Origin of the sequence: Mesorhizobium sp. M0618 (assembly GCF_040320765.1) — a bacterium.
Taxonomy (GTDB): Bacteria; Pseudomonadota; Alphaproteobacteria; order Rhizobiales; family Rhizobiaceae; genus Mesorhizobium.
In genome coordinates this window covers 1-14,448 of the sequence record NZ_JAMYQH010000048.1, presented here as the reverse complement: position 1 = coordinate 14,448, position 14,448 = coordinate 1, and the positions used below count along the sequence as shown (strand labels likewise).

The 14,448-nt window shown below is 62.2% G+C and carries 19 protein-coding genes; 14 read left to right on the top strand and 5 right to left on the bottom strand.

Features of this window, described 5'->3' with window-relative positions:
- Window positions 1-86: 86 nt before the first annotated feature.
- Window positions 87-1,709, bottom strand: coding sequence for a tetratricopeptide repeat-containing sulfotransferase family protein (locus tag NKJ04_RS31750; RefSeq protein ID WP_352679672.1), 1,623 nt, complete (start codon window positions 1,707-1,709; stop codon window positions 87-89).
- Between the two features lie 94 nt (window positions 1,710-1,803).
- Here NKJ04_RS31750 and NKJ04_RS31745 point away from each other — a divergent pair, with 94 nt between their 5' ends.
- The 7 genes from NKJ04_RS31745 to NKJ04_RS31715 all read left to right on the top strand — a co-directional run bounded on the left by NKJ04_RS31745 (window position 1,804) and on the right by NKJ04_RS31715 (window position 5,527).
- Window positions 1,804-2,214 (top strand): hypothetical protein, encoded by a 411-nt coding sequence (locus NKJ04_RS31745; RefSeq protein WP_352679669.1) that lies wholly within the window; start codon window positions 1,804-1,806, stop codon window positions 2,212-2,214.
- 218 nt (window positions 2,215-2,432) lie between these two features.
- Complete coding sequence (locus NKJ04_RS31740; RefSeq protein ID WP_352679666.1) at window positions 2,433-2,639, top strand: cold-shock protein; 207 nt, start codon at window positions 2,433-2,435, stop codon at window positions 2,637-2,639.
- Window positions 2,640-2,782: 143 nt separating this feature from the next.
- Window positions 2,783-3,052: a hypothetical protein gene (locus tag NKJ04_RS31735; RefSeq protein WP_023809798.1), complete on the top strand. Its 270-nt coding sequence runs from the start codon at window positions 2,783-2,785 to the stop codon at window positions 3,050-3,052.
- A complete protein-coding gene (locus tag NKJ04_RS31730; RefSeq protein ID WP_127294951.1) occupies window positions 3,049-3,330 on the top strand; it encodes a hypothetical protein in 282 nt (93 codons plus the stop codon). The genes NKJ04_RS31735 and NKJ04_RS31730 overlap by 4 nt, the downstream gene beginning before the upstream one ends.
- A 39-nt stretch (window positions 3,331-3,369) precedes the next feature.
- Window positions 3,370-3,507 (top strand): hypothetical protein, encoded by a 138-nt coding sequence (locus NKJ04_RS31725; RefSeq protein WP_164482279.1) that lies wholly within the window; start codon window positions 3,370-3,372, stop codon window positions 3,505-3,507.
- A 98-nt stretch (window positions 3,508-3,605) separates the two neighbouring features.
- On the top strand, window positions 3,606-3,824 hold the full coding sequence (locus NKJ04_RS31720; protein ID WP_352679663.1) for a hypothetical protein: 219 nt from the start codon (window positions 3,606-3,608) through the stop codon (window positions 3,822-3,824).
- A 149-nt stretch (window positions 3,825-3,973) separates the two neighbouring features.
- Window positions 3,974-5,527 carry an EAL domain-containing protein gene (locus tag NKJ04_RS31715; protein ID WP_352679660.1) on the top strand — a complete coding sequence of 518 codons (1,554 nt, stop codon included), beginning with the start codon at window positions 3,974-3,976 and terminating at the stop codon, window positions 5,525-5,527.
- A gap of 31 nt (window positions 5,528-5,558) precedes the next feature.
- On the opposite strand, the gene NKJ04_RS31710 is transcribed toward NKJ04_RS31715, so the two are convergent.
- Window positions 5,559-5,981, bottom strand: a complete 423-nt coding sequence (locus NKJ04_RS31710) for a Kazal-type serine protease inhibitor domain-containing protein (RefSeq protein ID WP_352553468.1) — start codon at window positions 5,979-5,981, stop codon at window positions 5,559-5,561.
- 496 nt (window positions 5,982-6,477) lie between these two features.
- Here NKJ04_RS31710 and NKJ04_RS31705 point away from each other — a divergent pair, with 496 nt between their 5' ends.
- The 3 genes from NKJ04_RS31705 (at window position 6,478) to NKJ04_RS31695 (ending at window position 7,835) form a co-directional block, all read left to right on the top strand.
- Window positions 6,478-6,690, top strand: coding sequence for a cold-shock protein (locus NKJ04_RS31705; RefSeq protein WP_006202520.1), 213 nt, complete (start codon window positions 6,478-6,480; stop codon window positions 6,688-6,690).
- Window positions 6,691-7,010: 320 nt separating this feature from the next.
- Window positions 7,011-7,223, top strand: a complete 213-nt coding sequence (locus tag NKJ04_RS31700; RefSeq protein ID WP_013530020.1) for a cold-shock protein — start codon at window positions 7,011-7,013, stop codon at window positions 7,221-7,223.
- 183 nt (window positions 7,224-7,406) lie between these two features.
- On the top strand, window positions 7,407-7,835 hold the full coding sequence (locus tag NKJ04_RS31695; protein WP_023809802.1) for a BA14K family protein: 429 nt from the start codon (window positions 7,407-7,409) through the stop codon (window positions 7,833-7,835).
- 127 nt (window positions 7,836-7,962) lie between these two features.
- Here NKJ04_RS31695 and NKJ04_RS31690 read toward each other — a convergent pair whose 3' ends face one another.
- From NKJ04_RS31690 to NKJ04_RS31680, 3 genes are all read right to left on the bottom strand, one after another.
- Window positions 7,963-8,601 carry an MBL fold metallo-hydrolase gene (locus tag NKJ04_RS31690; protein ID WP_352440472.1) on the bottom strand — a complete coding sequence of 213 codons (639 nt, stop codon included), beginning with the start codon at window positions 8,599-8,601 and terminating at the stop codon, window positions 7,963-7,965.
- Window positions 8,602-8,738: 137 nt separating this feature from the next.
- A complete protein-coding gene (locus NKJ04_RS31685) occupies window positions 8,739-9,056 on the bottom strand; it encodes a hypothetical protein (RefSeq protein WP_352679656.1) in 318 nt (105 codons plus the stop codon).
- A 145-nt stretch (window positions 9,057-9,201) separates the two neighbouring features.
- Entirely contained in the window at window positions 9,202-10,095 is an 894-nt protein-coding gene (locus NKJ04_RS31680) for a branched-chain amino acid aminotransferase (protein ID WP_352679653.1), read from the bottom strand.
- 246 nt (window positions 10,096-10,341) lie between these two features.
- Between NKJ04_RS31680 and NKJ04_RS31675 the strand changes: the two genes are divergently transcribed.
- The 4 genes from NKJ04_RS31675 (at window position 10,342) to NKJ04_RS31660 (ending at window position 14,290) form a co-directional block, all read left to right on the top strand.
- Entirely contained in the window at window positions 10,342-10,875 is a 534-nt protein-coding gene (locus tag NKJ04_RS31675; protein ID WP_352679650.1) for a MarR family winged helix-turn-helix transcriptional regulator, read from the top strand.
- A complete protein-coding gene (locus NKJ04_RS31670) occupies window positions 10,862-11,581 on the top strand; it encodes a response regulator (RefSeq protein WP_013530014.1) in 720 nt (239 codons plus the stop codon). Before NKJ04_RS31675 ends, NKJ04_RS31670 begins: the two co-directional genes overlap by 14 nt.
- A 49-nt stretch (window positions 11,582-11,630) precedes the next feature.
- The gene (locus NKJ04_RS31665) at window positions 11,631-13,046 is read left to right on the top strand and encodes an ATP-binding protein (RefSeq protein WP_023809807.1); all 1,416 of its coding nucleotides are present in this window, start codon (window positions 11,631-11,633) and stop codon (window positions 13,044-13,046) included.
- Between the two features lie 221 nt (window positions 13,047-13,267).
- A complete protein-coding gene (locus NKJ04_RS31660; RefSeq protein ID WP_128303772.1) occupies window positions 13,268-14,290 on the top strand; it encodes a glycosyltransferase family 4 protein in 1,023 nt (340 codons plus the stop codon).
- The last annotated feature ends 158 nt before the right edge of the window (window positions 14,291-14,448 follow it).

The window sequence follows — 14,448 nt, the reverse complement described above, 5'->3', positions numbered from 1 at the left end:
GAAGCTCCGTCGCGAAGCCCCTAGGATGACGACGCGGGTGCTTAGGCCAATCTCTAAGGCCACGCGATCAGCTAGATAGCGTTGCACTAATCCAGCTTGTCCAGCAACGGCTTGAGCCGGTCTCCATAGCGCTTCCACAGATCGACCGACCCCTGATACATCGGCTGGCGCACCTGTGCGGCTGAAGCCGTGCGAACCGGTCGGTCGGTCTCGTGGAACGATAGTGCCGCGTCGTCCCAAGGCAGGCCGAGATGAGCGATCAATGCCCGCGTCTGTCCGTCCTGGTCGGCGACAAAATCCTCGTAGCGTACATCATGCACGACGCCCGGCAGCACCGTGTGCCAATGCTTCATGATGTCGGTGTAGAGATTGTGGAAGTCGGCGAGCTCGCCGAGATCGTAGCCATAGCGATGGCTGTCGCCGCGGAAATGCACCTTGTAGATCGACAGGCAGGTGGCCGCCGCATCGCGCGCGCAGTGGATGATCCTGGCCTTCGGCATCATCATGCGGATGAAGCCGACAAGCAGGAAGTTGCCTGGCATTTTGTCGGTGACGTGACGCATGTTCGGATAGCGGGCATGCAGCATGTCGAGATAGGCTTGGCCTGCCTCGGCAAAATCCGCATCGCCCATATCCGATACGCCCCATGGGAAGCCACCCGGCATGGTCGCCGGGAACTGCTTGCCGACCGCCTTCTTCAAGATGCTGAGCTCGCCTGCGCCGTAGACCTGCGGATGGCTGGCAATGATCTGCTCGACCAGCGTCGTGCCCGAACGCGGCATGCCGACGATGAAGATCGGCGTGTCGTCGCTGATTGAGCTGGGCCTGTGCTTCTCGAAGAAGCCGGCATCGAAGGTGGCCTTCATCGCTTCGAACTCGGCCCGCGTCCTGGCCTGGTCGTAGTCGATGCCTTTGCGGCGGATCGCATTGCCTTCGGCGAAATAGTCGAAGGCCCGGCCATAATCCCTGAGATCGTCATTCGCCTTGCCGAGTCCGAAGGACAGCTGCATGCGTGCCAGGCTGTCCTGCGGCGCTTTGGCATGCTGGGCCTCCATGCCCCCAAGCTCGCTGTCGCGCTCCTTCTGGCGCTTGACCTGCGTCAGCATCAGCCAGGCTGTGGCCATGGCGGGGTTGATCGCCAACGCCTGCCGGAACAGGTCGGCCGCCTCGTCGAGCTTGCCCTTTTCCATCAGCCCGACGCCGAGCCCGTGCAGCAGGTCGGCATCCTTGGGCCGGATCGTCAGCGCTTCGCGGAAGACGGCGAGCGCCTCATCCAGCCGCCCGGCTTCCTGCAGGGTTTCGGCAAGCCCGATGCGGGCGCGCACATGAAATGGGTTGCGTGCAACCGTGCCGCGATAAATCTCTTCGGCCTCTTCGAACTGGCCGACCTGTTTCAGCGATGAGCCGAGATTGTCGCGCGCCGCGAGCTGGTCCGGCCGCAGATCCACCGCGCCGCGGAAGAAATCGATGGCCGCAGCAGGGCGGCCGAGGTCGCGCATCACCGTACCGAAATTGTTGAGGAAATCGGGATTCGTCGGCTGCAGGCTCACCGACCGTTCGATGAGATCCAGCCCTTCTTCGCTGCGCCCGGTCTGGTGCAGCAGCAGTCCCAGGAAATGCGCCGCGGCCGCATGCTTGGGCTGACGCGCCAGCACCTGCCGGTAGATCGTCTCAGCCTCTTGCCGGCGCCCCGCCTGATGCAGTTGCAACGCCTGCTGCACATACTGGTCGAGGCCCAGCGGTGGCTGTCCGCCTGCGCCAGACCTGGCTCCCGCACCCGCCGCTCGTCTTTGATCTCTGTTGATGGGAAACCTGCCGTGTTTTATCCGCCTGTGGCGATCTAGGCCATCGGCGCGCCAGGTTCAAGGCTTCGCTTGCTGTCTCGTCCTTTCGTCGGTGCGGAAAGATCAAATCAGGCGATTGGTCTCGGCAACCTGCCTGGCACGCCGAACCGTTCCATCGGTGTCGGCGATCCTTCGCTTTGCCGCCTCGTCACTTCTGACAGTCAGCCGCGGCGACAGGACAACCATCGGCTTTGCCATTACCGGCTTTGCGACCGGCGTGATCGTTACGGTGCTGCCTGTTGGCGTCTTTACGGACATCACGAGGTCTCCTTCTTCAATTCACAAGAAAAATGAAAATACCGGGAGAATTATTCCCGCTAATCTTCAAACAGTTTTTGAATTGTATGAATTTGTATCATCATTTTTCTGATAGTTACAGCGCGCAATTTTTTGAATGAAACCCAATTTTATTTTAAAACGCCTTGATAAATTACAAAAAAGGCTTATCTGTACAGGATCGCTTTGGGCCAGAATTGGCATCTCGCGGCGTCAGAGGTTCTCGACCCGCCAATCTCATTCCAAATCATCGATACCGGGCGCGCGGCATATTCGCTCCGCGCGACCATTCTCATTCTTCGAAAGACCGACATGAACACCGGAACCGTGAAGTTCTACAATGGCCAGAAGGGCTTCGGCTTCATTCAGCCGACCGAGGGCGGCAAGGACGTCTTTGTCCATGTCAGCGCACTGGAGCGCGCCGGCTTCCCCGGCCTCGCCGAAGGCCAGAAGCTGCAGTTCGAGTTGGAGCGTGACACCAAGGGCCGCGAGTCGGCCGCCAATTTGCAATTGATCTGATCCGGCCGAATTCGATGAACGCTGACCACGGATGTACTGGCAGCTCTCGAAAGCGGCTTATTTCCAGCGACTGCCGGAAATAGGAAAGCGGGGCTCGTCCCCGCTTTTTTGTTTTCAGGACCGCTGCTTTGCATAGGTAAACAATGCCGGACCGCACCACCCACTCCATCGCGCACTTCACCGCACCTTTCGTGCTCGGCGGACTGGAAGGGCAGCTGCCGGCCGGCGACTACGACATCGACCACGACGAAGAGCTGATCGAGGGCATGTCGCGGCTTGCCTGGCGCCGCGTCGCCACTTTCATCCATCTGCCGGCAAGGGCAGCGAAAAACCCGCCCACCAGCCAGCTTGTCGCCATCGATTACCTCGAACTCGAAACAGCGCTGAAGCGCGACAGGGAGAATGCAGCATGATCCGTTTCCAGCAGAATGCGCGCCCGCGCACCGACACGCCCGCGCACCAGTTTTCGATCGGTCAGACCGTGCGCATGAAGAGCCGCACCGGCCTCGTTCAGAAGACCGCCGAACTGTTCCAGATCAAGAGCAGGCTGCCGGTCAAGGATGGTTCGCCGCAATACCGCATCCGCAGCGAGCAGGAGACCTATGAGCGGGTCACCACCGAAGACAATCTCGAACCGGCAGATCCGGTTGTTGCCGACAACCCCGTTGTTGCCAGCAACCCGCTCATCTGAGACCCCACCGCCAAGCCAACACTGAAGCAGGAGCACGACATGTCCAAAGGTCAACAGCGAAGCAACCGCGAGACACGCAAGCCGAAGAAGGACAAGGTCGTGGCAAAGCCCGCCTCCCCGTTCGGCTCCTCGGTCAAGCAGGCGGAGAGCAGCTTGAAGCCGAAGTCGAAAGGCTGACAAACTGGAGGGCGCCTCGTGCGTCCTCTCCGTCGTCCCTCTGTGAGGGGACGAATTGACTGAACAGGCCCGCGCAATGCTCTGCCCCGGAGGCGCGCTTGAATTTCATCATCGAGTTCTACCGGTCGCGCGACGCCGACGAAGCCACTCTCGACAAGGTATCGCTGGAGGCGCCGAATCTGCGCGCCGCGCTGCAGGGCGCCACCGCGCTGTTCCACACGCTGGCCATGCCGCAAATCCCCGATCGCCTGCGCATCTGCGACGACAATGGCTGCGAGCTTTACGCCGGCCCGGCCGACGGCGCCTATCCGGTTTAGAGCGGCGGTGCTGCCCCACGACTCCATTAAAGTTCACGTAAGATCGAGGCCCTAAGATCCGCCTGAACCGGGCCGCTGCCACGATTGGTGGCCGAGACGTTGCGGGCGACCACCCACGATCGCCGCTCATACCCGGAGGCAGGAGGCGCATGGACAGGTCGCGCATCATCGTGACGGCGGTGGTGTTGGCCATGCTGGGCGCCATCGTGCCAATCGCGGCTATGTTTCATCTCGCTTGGATTCAGGCCGTCCAAAAGGAACATGAGCGGCTGCAGCTGTTCGCCAGCCGCGCCATCGCCAGGGCCGACATCTCGCTCGACGATGCCACCGCCGCTTTGCGGCAGATCGACCAGTTCACCGGCATCCGCTGTTCGGCGGACCATATAGCCCGTATGCGGCAACTCACCATCAACACGCGCCCGATCGAAGAAATGGGCTATTTCGAAAACGGCCTGCTCAAATGCTCTTCCTGGGGACCGACCGAAGGGCGCGTTGCGCAATCCACCCCGGACTTCACCACCAGGGACGGCATTGCCGTCACCGCCCGCATGCAGCCGGTGATGAGCGAGGGCCATTCGCTGATGGCGCTGCAATACAGGGACCACAATGTCCTTGTCGATCCGGTACGCTTTGTCGACGTCATCGTCGATCCCGGTGTCCAGCTCGCCTTGACGACGCAAACGGGCATCCTGCTTGGCGCGCTGAACGGCCCTGATCCCGCCCGCGTCGAGAAGATCATCGCCGGCCCCAGCAAAGGCATCGATGACGATCTCCTGTTTGCCACCGCGCGCGAGACGGGCTGGATCGCTGTCGCCACCGAACCGACAAGCCAGATCCTGGGCAGCGTTCGCCAGCAGCAATTTCTGCTGCTCCCGCTCGGCGCCTTCATGGCCGCCTTCATCATCGGCATGGTTGTGTGGCTGTCGCGAAGGCGGCTTTCACCCTTGGGAGAATTGCAGATCGCCGTACGCAAGCGCGAATTCATCGTCCACTATCAGCCGATCGTCGAACTCAGGACCGGCAAATGCATCGGGGCGGAAGCGCTGGTGCGTTGGAAGCGGTCGAACGGTTCCCTCGTCCGGCCCGATCTCTTCATTCCGCTGGCGGAAGAGAGCGGCCTGATCACAGCGATCACCGATCAGGTCATTGCGATGGTTGTGTTCGACCTGAACAGGCTCCTGGCCGCCGATCGCTCTCTTCACATCGCCATCAATCTCAGCGCAACCGATGTCGGCACCGCGCGGGTCCTGCCTATCATCGAAAAGGCGTTGCAGCACACCGGGATCCGGCCCCAGCAAATCTGGCTCGAGGCGACGGAGCGAGGTTTCGTCGATATCAACTCGGCCCGCTCGACGCTCGTTCGCGCCCGCGAACTTGGCCACGCAGTGGCAATCGACGACTTCGGCACCGGCTATTCCAGCCTGTCCTATCTCGAGGGGCTGCCGCTCGATGCGCTCAAGATCGACAAATCGTTCATCGATACGATCAGCACGAATTCCGCCACCAGTTCCGTCACCCCGCATATCATCGACATGGCCAAGACACTAAAGCTGAAGATCGTTGCCGAGGGCGTGGAAACGCAGGCGCAAGCCGACTATCTCGCGGCGCGCGACGTCGACTACGCCCAGGGCTGGCTTTTCGCCAAACCCATGCCCGCGTCCGAGTTCATCGCCTACTGTCGCCAGGTGAAGCCGACGGCTTGACGCCTGTCGTCCTCAACAAGGCGCAGCGTCCTCAGCACGGCCCGTCGCCAACGACGCGATAGTCCGCGGCGCGGGCTTCGCAGGAATTGGGGAAGGTGCGCATCTCGCCATGACGGCGGCCGCAGACCGGAGCATATTCGCGGGTGCAGAACGTCTGCTCTTCACCGCCACCGCCACCGCCACCGCCACCGCCGCCGTCGCGGCACGGGCCGTCGCGCACGATGCGGTAGCCGGCCCGGTCGGCAAGACAGGCATTGGCGAAGGTCTGGCGGTCGCCGCCGCGGCGGGCACAGACCGGCTCGTACTGCTTGCTGCAATATTGCGGTTCGGGCCGTGGCGGACGCGGGCGCGGCCCTGGTCCCTCATCGACGACGACGGTGCAGGCGGCAAGAATTGCCGACAGCAACAGGATGGCAAAACCCTGCCGCGAAAAGATTGCCGCCAGAAATTTCATGATGATCTCCCACGATCGCGTCCCCGGTTATCGATCCTCGCCATTCCCTTGCCAAATGCAACCCCCCGTTTGGGCCCCGCAACGACGACGGCGCCTGGCCCGCAAGGGGGGGGGTAGCGCGCCGCCGATGTCTGGCCCATTCGTGGGCTGGCTCTGGCCGATGACCCGACCGGCAAGCAAGCCTATGCCGAGCCCATCGATGCCCAAGTCAGTCGATCCTTGCGTCGGGATGCGCCCAGTGTGGCGGCCCGCGGCGGTATCTTGCAACCATCACGTTTCCGTGCGATAAATTCCGTGTTCGGGCATTTGCGACCCGGAGAGCGGAACGTTTTGGACGACCTTTCCCCGATACTGTGAATCTCTGACGGCCCCGTTTTCGGCGGGGGGTTTGACCATGCGCCAATGCATGACTGCCGAAGCAACCACCGGGAACTGCCCTTTGCGCCAGGCGGCGGGCGGGACCACCAAAGACTGAACGGGTGAAGGAGTTTCCCCAATGGCCCAGACCGGCACCGTTAAATTCTTCAACGCGACCAAAGGCTTCGGTTTCATCACGCCCGATGGTGGCGCCAAGGATGTGTTCGTCCATATCTCCGCGATCGAAGCCTCCGGCTTGCGCACGCTCGTCGACGGCCAGAAGGTCACCTTCGACGTCGAGCCGGACCGCATGGGCAAGGGCCCCAAGGCCGTCAACCTCCGCGCAGCCTGAGCCATCGGCGCGCCGCATGTCACTCGGACGTGCGACGGAGGCTCCATGCCTGCACCTGGCCTGGAGAGGGATCTGAATTTTGAAAGGCGCGGCGATCTTCGTCGCGCCTTTTCCTTATCGAAGGCGCGGGCCGGTGATGTCGCCCAAGCCGCCAGGTTCTGGGCAACGACTTGCATAAAAACAAAGACCCAAAGCGCGCCGCAACGTGCTTTAGACGCCCGCAAAACTTTCCCTTGCCGATGACGCTAAAATAAAGGACAAATTTCCACTCGGGCATTTGCCGGCCCGAGACTGGAGTTTATGGGACAAAGGAGCTTCCCATGCCGCAGACCGGCACCGTCAAATTCTTCAACCATGCCAAGGGCTTCGGCTTCATCACGCCCGATGATGGAGCGAAGGATGTTTTCGTCCATATTTCAGCCGTGCAGGCGTCCGGTCTTCCCGGTCTCGAGGATGGCCAGAAAGTGTCGTTCGACACCGAGCCGGACAAGCGCGGCAAGGGTCCCAAGGCCGTCAACCTGTCGGTCGGCTGAGCCGGCTTCAAACCGGCGATCCCAGGCAGATCGCTCCCTTGAGAGCCTATGATTTTTGACGTCTGTTTTGAATAGACACGTAAAAATCCGTTCAGCCCCCGTTCAGCCACGGTCGCATATTAGTCTTCGGTAAAGCCGGACCGCATCCCCGAAACTACACGGGCCGGCACGAAGGAGATCGACATGAACCGAATTTTCAAAACCGCCGTCCTGGCCGCTGCCGTGGTCGCTACCACGCTCACGGCCTTGCCCGCCGCCAATGCGCGCGACTGGCGCCGTCATCATGGCCATCATGGCAACGGCGATGCCATTGCCGCCGGCGTGCTCGGCCTCGCGGCCGGCGCGCTGATCGGTGGTGCATTGGCCAATGACCGGCCGCCGCCCGGCGCTGACCGCTACTACGATGACGGTTACGATCGTGACGTGGTGATACGCCCGGCCCCGGTGCGCCGCTACTATGCGGAGCCGCGGGTGGTCTACGCCGATCGTTATGCCGAGCCATGGACGCGTGACTGGTACGAATACTGCTCGGACCGCTACCGCAGCTTCAATTCCCGTACCGGGACGTTCACCGGCAATGACGGCGAACAGCATTTCTGCACTGCCAATTAAACCAAGGGCTTCCCTGCCCCCAAAACAGAAAAGCGCTGACCGCAAGGCCAGCGCTTTTTTGTTGTGGTCCCTACAATGTCAACGGTCGCTTGAGGCTGATGAAAACAGCTACGGTTCCGAGCCTGGTTCAAGTCAAAAAAGGGTTGATCCGCCTCTCCTCGCCAAAACGTCCGCCGGGACCGTGGCCACAGATGAAGCCGATGTCGTCGCCGAGCGGCAGGAGCTTGTCCTTGATCGAAGCGATCAGCGCCGCGTGGTCGCCGCCCGGCAGGTCGGTGCGGCCGACCGAGCCGCGGAACAGCACGTCGCCGACATGGGCGAACTTGGCCGCGCGGTTGTAATAAACAACGTGACCTGGTGCATGGCCGGGGCAGTGCAGCACCTCGAACACATGGCCGCCGAACGACACGGTCTCGCCTTCGGCCAGGAACCGGTCGGGCACGCAGTTACGCGCTCCGGCGATGCCGTAGCGCTTGCCCTGGTTTTCCAGATTGTCGAGCAGCGACTTGTCGGCCTCATGCGGACCGATGATCTCGACGCCGAGCGCCTCCTTCAACTCCATTGCGCCGCCGGCATGGTCGATGTGGCCATGCGTTATCCAGATAGCCCCGGCTGAGATCGCATTGTCCTTCAGCACCGCCAGCACCTTGTCGATATCGCCGCCAGGATCGACGACGACGCCATGCTTGTCATCCATGTCGAACAGGATGGTGCAATTCTGCTGGAACGGTGTGACCGGCACGATGCCGGCATTGAGCTGACCCATGATCGTCCTTTCGATGTTCACGGGTGATGTAGAGGCGCGGACAAAGGGCGTCCACCCTCGAAAGACGAACATCGGTAGCTCCGAAAACGGAAATGGGCGGCCGAAGCCGCCCATTTGAAAAGACCGAAACGGCCTGCCTACTTCTTCATGGCGCCCAAGACCGCGCCGAGAATGGCGGTCAAGATCGCGCCGCCGCCGGCGCCGCCGACGATGTTCTGCAGGTTCAGCGCGCTGCCGAGACCGCTCGTTGCTGCTGCCGCAGCCGCCGGATCGACCGCACCGCCACCCAGCAGGCTGCCGAGGATCGCCGCACCGCCGACGCCGCCAATGGCTCCGCCCAGGATTTTGGGAAGCTGACCCATCGCCGCCGTCTTGAGCGCCGCACCGACCGCCTGACCACCGATGACGCCAGTAATCACCTGTATGATGATCGGAAGAAGCGTGTTCATGTCCATATGATTAGTCCCTCCATAGCTGTCAGCCTCCCGGGCCGACACCATCATGAGACGCCGAATTGGACGAAAGTCAAATGCAGAAACGCTGAAATAAAAGGGGCGGCCCGAAAACCGCCCCTACTTCCTAAAAAAGCTGTGACTTTCGTTATTCTGCGGCGATCGCGTGCTTGGGCTGAACGGCCGCAGAATAGTCATTCATAAGATTCTTGGCTATTTCGCCGACCTCGAATCGGTAAGGCCCGATCTCGGAAACCGGCGTCACTTCCGCTGCCGTCCCGGTCAGGAAGCACTGCTCGAAGCTTTCCAGCTCTTCCGGCAGGATGGCGCGTTCAATCACCTCCAGGCCGCGATCCTTGGCCAGCCCAATGACCGTGCGGCGGGTGATGCCGTCGAGGAAGCAGTCGGGCTTGGGTGTGTGAATCTTGCCCTCCTTGACGAAGAAGATGTTGGCTCCGGTCGCTTCGGCGACCTGGCCACGCCAGTCGAGCATCATGGCGTCGGCATAGCCCTTGGCCTCGGCGGCGTGCTTGGACATGGTGCAGATCATGTAGAGGCCGGCGGCCTTCGACTTGGAAGGCGCGGTGCGCGGGTCGGGCCGGCGCCATTCCGCCACATCGAGACGGATGCCTTTCAGCTTCTGCGCAGGATCGAAATAGCTCGGCCATTGCCAGATGGCGATGGCGCAGTTGATGCGGTTGTTCTGCGCCGAGACGCCCATCTGCTCACTGCCGCGCCAGGCAATCGGCCGGACATAGGCGTCCTGGAAACCCTGCTTCTTGAGAAGCGTGGAAGAGGCGTCGTTGAGCTCGGCCACCGAATAGGGGATATTGAAACCGAGCAGGCGTGCCGATTCATGCAGGCGCTCGGTGTGTTCGTTGAGCTTGAAGATCTCGCCGCCATAGGCACGCTCTCCCTCGAAAACGGCGCTGGCGTAATGCAGCCCGTGCGTCAGCACATGGATCTTGGCGTCACCCCATCGGACGAATTCGCCGTTCATCCAGATGAAGCCATCGAGTTGATCGAAGGGAACGGATGCCATGGTAACCTCCCACGGGCGGCAGCCCGGATAGTTGTATCGTTGTGTGTTTCGTGTCGGCCGCCCAAAGCGGCTTTTATGGTGGAGCGTAGGCGGATAATTGCGCTCTGGCAAACTTAGGAAATTCCGGAAAAACCGGCTTCCCTTGCCTTTTCGTTCGCAATCCGCCCAAAAGCTTGTCAAAAATTACCATTGCAGGGAAATTACGTCAATAGTACTGACATAATCTCTCTTTCCCACGGAGAAATAATGACGGATCGAAGCCTAGCCGCCGGAAAACCGATCAGGACCGCGATGTCGGTCGAGGACGGCATCGACTTCGCCATCATCGAGCTGCTCTTCTTCGCCTATCGTGACTTCACCTCCGATCCGGACCAGATCCTGGCCGACTACGGCTTCGGCCGGGCCCACCACCGGGTGCTGCATTTCGTCAACCGCAGGCCGGGCCTGACGGTCGCCGAACTGCTCGACGTGCTGAAGATCACCAAACAGAGCCTGGCCCGTGTGCTCAAGCAGTTGATTGACACCGACCATGTCGTGCAGTTGCAAGGTCCGCGCGACCGCCGCCAGCGCGAACTTTATCCGACGGCCAAGGGCCGTGCGCTGGCGCTGGCGCTGGCGCGGCCACAGTCGCGCCGCATCCATGCTGCATTGGGGGATTCCGGAGTAACCGAACGGACCTTGGTGGAACGGTTCCTCGAAGCGATGGTCAATCCGGAACTGAGGGCGCAGATCGACGTTGGGTCCGCAAAAATGTCAGGGAAAAGCCATGGAGAGCACTGAACGGGTCGATCACGCGGCCGCACCGGACGACGACGCGCCACACCTGCTTGTGGTCGACGACGACACCCGAATCCGCAATCTTCTCAAGCAGTATCTGACCGAAAACGGCTTTCGCGTCACCGTCGCCGGCAATGCCGGCGAAGCCAGGCGCAAGCTTGCCGGCCTCGACTTCGACCTTCTGGTGCTGGACGTCATGATGCCGGGTGAGACGGGCGTCGACCTGACCAAGTCGCTGCGGGCCGAAAAGAACGTACCGATCCTGATGCTGACGGCCCTGTCGGAGACCGACAGCCGCATCTCAGGGCTTGAGGCCGGCGCCGACGACTACCTGCCGAAGCCGTTCGATCCGCGCGAGCTGATCCTGCGCATCAACAACATCCTTCGCCGTGGTGGCCCGGCGACCACGCCCAAGGTCGAGCAGTTGGTCTTCGGCCCCTACACCTTCCAGATCGCCCGGCGCGAATTGAAGCGTGGCGGCGAGGCGCTGAAGCTGACCGACCGCGAACAGGAGATCCTGGCGATCTTCGCGGCAAGGGCCGGCGAGACGATACCCCGCCACGAGCTTGTCGGTGACGATTCGGAGGTCGGCGAGCGCACCATCGACGTCCAGATCAACCGGCTGCGCCGCAAGATCGAGCGCGATCCGTCCAACCCGGTCTGGCTGCAGACCGTGCGCGGTATTGGGTATCGGCTCAGCGTGGAATAGAATGCCGCCTGCGGCCTGCTGAGCGGCTGCGGGCAAGCGAAATGAGCGAATGGCAACCACGGAACTGGAACAGCCGGGCAATGGCGGCTTGAGCGCACGCGCCGCGCGGACGCTGAAGGCGGTGCCGCGCGCCTGGAACCGCTTCTGGCGCCTCGTCTCGCTCTATATGCCCAAGCGGCTCTATGCCCGCTCGCTGATCATCGTCATCGCGCCGATGATCCTGCTGCAATCGGTCGTCGCCTTCGTCTTCATGGAACGTCATTGGGCAACCGTGACGCAGCGCCTGTCGCAGGCCACCGTGCGCGACATTGCCGCCATCATCGACCTGATCGAGACCTATCCGCGCGATGCCGACTACACCAACATCATCCGCATCGCCCAGGACCGCATGCAGCTGAAGGTCGACCTCTTGCCGCCCGACCCACTGCCCGCGCCCGGTCCAAAGCCGTTTTTCTCGATTTTGGATGATGTTCTCTCGTCCGAGATCACCCGCCAGATCAACCGCCCGTTCTGGATCGACACGGTCGGCAACTCCAACATCGTCGAGGTGCGCGTGCAGCTCGAGGGCAAGGTGCTGCGCGTCTTCGTGCGCCGCAGCCAGGCCTATGCCTCCAACACCCACATCTTCCTGATCTGGATGGTCGGCACCTCGCTGGTGCTCCTGATGATCGCCATCCCCTTCCTGCGCAACCAGATCCGGCCGATCCTGATGCTCGCCGAAGCCGCCGAAAGTTTCGGCAAGGGCCGGCCGATGCCGCGCGACTTCCGGCCGCGCGGCGCCGAGGAGGTTCGCCGCGCCGGCTTTGCCTTCATGCAGATGCGCGAGCGCATCGAGCGCCAGATCGAGCAACGCACCGCCATGCTGACCGGCGTCAGCCATGACCTGCGAACCATCCTCACCCGCTTCAAGCTGCAGTTGGCGCTTTCCGGCGGCAAGGCCGAGACCAAGGCCGCGCTCGACCAGGACATCGACGACATGCAGTCGATGCTCGAAGGCTATCTCGCCTTTGCCCGTGGCGAGGCTTCGGAAGACGCCGGACGGTTCGATCTCGAGGCCTATTTCGAGAAACTCGACGAGGAGGCCAGGCTGCGCAAGCGCAAGCTGTCGACGACGCTTGCCGGAGACCCCGACGTGCATGTGCGGCCGAACGCCTTTGCCCGGCTGATGTCCAACGTGATCGGCAACGCCTTCCGCTATGCCAAGACGGTGGAAGTCAACGCCACCCATGGCCGCGGCTCGCTGCTGGTCACCATCGACGACGATGGTCCGGGCATCCCCGCTGACCGGCGCGAAGACGTGTTCAAACCCTTCGTGCGGCTCGACGAGGCCCGCAACCTCGATGCCAGCGGCACCGGGCTCGGCCTGTCGATCGCCCGCGACATCGCCCGTTCCCATGGCGGCGACATCACCCTTGAAGACAGCCCGCTCGGCGGACTGCGCGCTGTCATCAAGGTTCCCGCATAACCGGGCACGATTCCGAAAAGTGGAAACCGGCTTCATCCGCCCGTCATGAAACCATGATCAAGAGCGTGCATGAAGCGCGCGACCTCAATCGATTCGGCCTTGCCGCCTCACTTCGACCCCGTGCCCGTCCGGGTGCGCTGGAGCGAAGCGAGAGCAGCGGGCTGGTCGCCGTTCCGGCATCGTCTCAAGGCAACCGTCGACCTTTCCTGCAAAGGGCCGCCATGCGCATATTGATGGTCACCGATGCCTGGCGGCCGCAGGTTAACGGCGTTGTCCACACGCTGGAGCGGCTCACCGAGACGCTGAAATCCTTCGATGTCGCCGTGGATTTCCTGACGCCGAACATCTTTCGCACCCTGCCCTTGCCGACCTATCCCGACATCAGGCTGGCGCTGACCACGCCCGGCCATGTCGCGCGCCTGATCGACGCCGGCAGAGCCGACCACATCCACATCGTCACCGAAGGACCGCTCGGCATCATGGCGCGGCGCTATTGCCGCAATGCCGGCAGGCCGTTCACCACCAGCTATCACACGCGCTTCCCCGAATATCTCAGCGCACGGCTGCCGGTGCCGGAAAGCTGGGCCTATCGCTGGCTGCGCGATTTCCACAATTCCGGCCAAGGCACGCTGGTCGCCACCCAGTCGCTCGCAGACGACCTCTCAGCGCGCGGCTTCACCAAGCTGCGGCCGTGGACGCGCGGCGTCGACACCGACCATTTCCGGCCCGACAAGAAGAAGGATCTCGGCTTCCCCGGCCCTGTCTTCCTCTGCGTCGGCCGCGTCGCCATCGAAAAGAACCTCTCCGCCTTTCTCGACCTCGACCTGCCGGGCAGCAAGGTGATCGTCGGCGAAGGCCCCGAGCTTGCCAGGCTCAAGGCAAAATATCCGCAAGCGCATTTCCTTGGCCATCGCCCCAACGACGAACTGGCCGAGATCTATGCCTCGGCCGATGTCTTCGTCTTCCCGAGCCGCACCGACACGTTCGGCAACGTCATCATCGAGGCATTGGCCAGCGGCACGCCGGTTGCCGCCTATCCGGTGACCGGGCCGATCGACATCGTCGGCGACGGCTTCGGCGGCGCGGTCTCCAACGATCTGCGCGAGGCCTCGCTTGCCGCGCTCAATGTAGACCGTGCCGAAGCCCGCGAACGTGCCATGCGCTATAGCTGGAAAGCCTGTGCGGAGATGTTTCTCGATACGGTCGAGGAAGCACTGGGCACAACGCGCAAGCTGGCGGCCTGACTCAAGGCTGGCGGCATCGTACTGTTCGACATCAGCAGGACGGAGGGAGCGCGAAGGAACGACGGTCGTTCCTCTAGAGCGGTTCACGGCTTGATGGAATCGAAGGGGATTCCCGATTTGTCTGTTTTGTGATTCAAGATGCTGGCTGGAGTGGAGGC

Coding starts and splice junctions, on each gene's coding strand:
- NKJ04_RS31715 (WP_352679660.1), top strand. CDS start 3,974: ATGGACAGGTCGCGCATCATCGTGACGGCGGTGGTGTTGGCCATGCTG.
- NKJ04_RS31735 (WP_023809798.1), top strand. CDS start 2,783: ATGCCGGACCGCACCACCCACTCCATCGCGCACTTCACCGCACCTTTC.
- NKJ04_RS31675 (WP_352679650.1), top strand. CDS start 10,342: ATGACGGATCGAAGCCTAGCCGCCGGAAAACCGATCAGGACCGCGATG.
- NKJ04_RS31700 (WP_013530020.1), top strand. CDS start 7,011: ATGCCGCAGACCGGCACCGTCAAATTCTTCAACCATGCCAAGGGCTTC.
- NKJ04_RS31705 (WP_006202520.1), top strand. CDS start 6,478: ATGGCCCAGACCGGCACCGTTAAATTCTTCAACGCGACCAAAGGCTTC.
- NKJ04_RS31730 (WP_127294951.1), top strand. CDS start 3,049: ATGATCCGTTTCCAGCAGAATGCGCGCCCGCGCACCGACACGCCCGCG.
- NKJ04_RS31740 (WP_352679666.1), top strand. CDS start 2,433: ATGAACACCGGAACCGTGAAGTTCTACAATGGCCAGAAGGGCTTCGGC.
- NKJ04_RS31710 (WP_352553468.1), bottom strand. CDS start 5,981: ATGAAATTTCTGGCGGCAATCTTTTCGCGGCAGGGTTTTGCCATCCTG.
- NKJ04_RS31665 (WP_023809807.1), top strand. CDS start 11,631: ATGGCAACCACGGAACTGGAACAGCCGGGCAATGGCGGCTTGAGCGCA.
- NKJ04_RS31725 (WP_164482279.1), top strand. CDS start 3,370: ATGTCCAAAGGTCAACAGCGAAGCAACCGCGAGACACGCAAGCCGAAG.
- NKJ04_RS31690 (WP_352440472.1), bottom strand. CDS start 8,601: ATGGGTCAGCTCAATGCCGGCATCGTGCCGGTCACACCGTTCCAGCAG.
- NKJ04_RS31685 (WP_352679656.1), bottom strand. CDS start 9,056: ATGGACATGAACACGCTTCTTCCGATCATCATACAGGTGATTACTGGC.
- NKJ04_RS31745 (WP_352679669.1), top strand. CDS start 1,804: ATGGGAAACCTGCCGTGTTTTATCCGCCTGTGGCGATCTAGGCCATCG.
- NKJ04_RS31695 (WP_023809802.1), top strand. CDS start 7,407: ATGAACCGAATTTTCAAAACCGCCGTCCTGGCCGCTGCCGTGGTCGCT.
- NKJ04_RS31660 (WP_128303772.1), top strand. CDS start 13,268: ATGCGCATATTGATGGTCACCGATGCCTGGCGGCCGCAGGTTAACGGC.
- NKJ04_RS31680 (WP_352679653.1), bottom strand. CDS start 10,095: ATGGCATCCGTTCCCTTCGATCAACTCGATGGCTTCATCTGGATGAAC.
- NKJ04_RS31670 (WP_013530014.1), top strand. CDS start 10,862: ATGGAGAGCACTGAACGGGTCGATCACGCGGCCGCACCGGACGACGAC.